This window comes from Serratia sp. HNCC26DJ206 (genome assembly GCF_057180605.1).
This window is the reverse complement of record NZ_JBXUGP010000140.1, coordinates 1-524: the sequence shown is the minus strand read 5'-3', so window position 1 is coordinate 524 and position 524 is coordinate 1. Positions and strand designations below refer to the sequence as shown.

Annotated in this window: 1 protein-coding gene; it reads right to left on the bottom strand. The window is 62.0% G+C overall.

Annotated features, from left to right (window positions below; genetic code table 11):
* On the bottom strand, positions 1-524 hold a 524-nt coding region (locus tag AC2A1E_RS24310; RefSeq protein WP_484385895.1), incomplete at both ends, for an Ig-like domain-containing protein.

Sequence of the window (524 nt, the reverse complement as noted above, 5' to 3'; positions counted from 1 at the left end):
CCGAAGCTGCCGCTTGGATCGCTGACGTTACCTGCCGCGTCGGTCGCGGTGACGTTCAGGCTGTAGTTGCCGTCTTTCAGCGCTGTGTCTGGCGTGAAGCTCCACTTGCCGTGGGCGTCAGCAGTGACCGAGCCAATCACCTGGCCGTTGCCAGAGACAATGACGGTGCTGTTGGCTTCGGCGGTACCGTTCAGGGTCGGGGTGTTGTCGTTGGTGACATCGCCCTTCTGCAGTGGGCCGACGTGCGGCTCGGCGTTGTCCACCACGCTGGTGATCGCCGGTTGTACTGGCCCGGTGAAGTCGATGTTGAGATCGTACGACGGGGTACTTGGGGTGGTCTTGTTACCGGCCGCGTCCACCGCCACGATGGTCAACTGGTTGTTGCCTTCCAGCAGTGGTGTGGTTGGCGTCATCGACCAGGTGCCGTCTTCCTGGACCGTCGCATTGCCAATCAGATGGTTGCCCGCGCTGTCGTTGGCATAGACACGGATGGTGTCACCGGCGGTGCCGATACCGCTGATCAA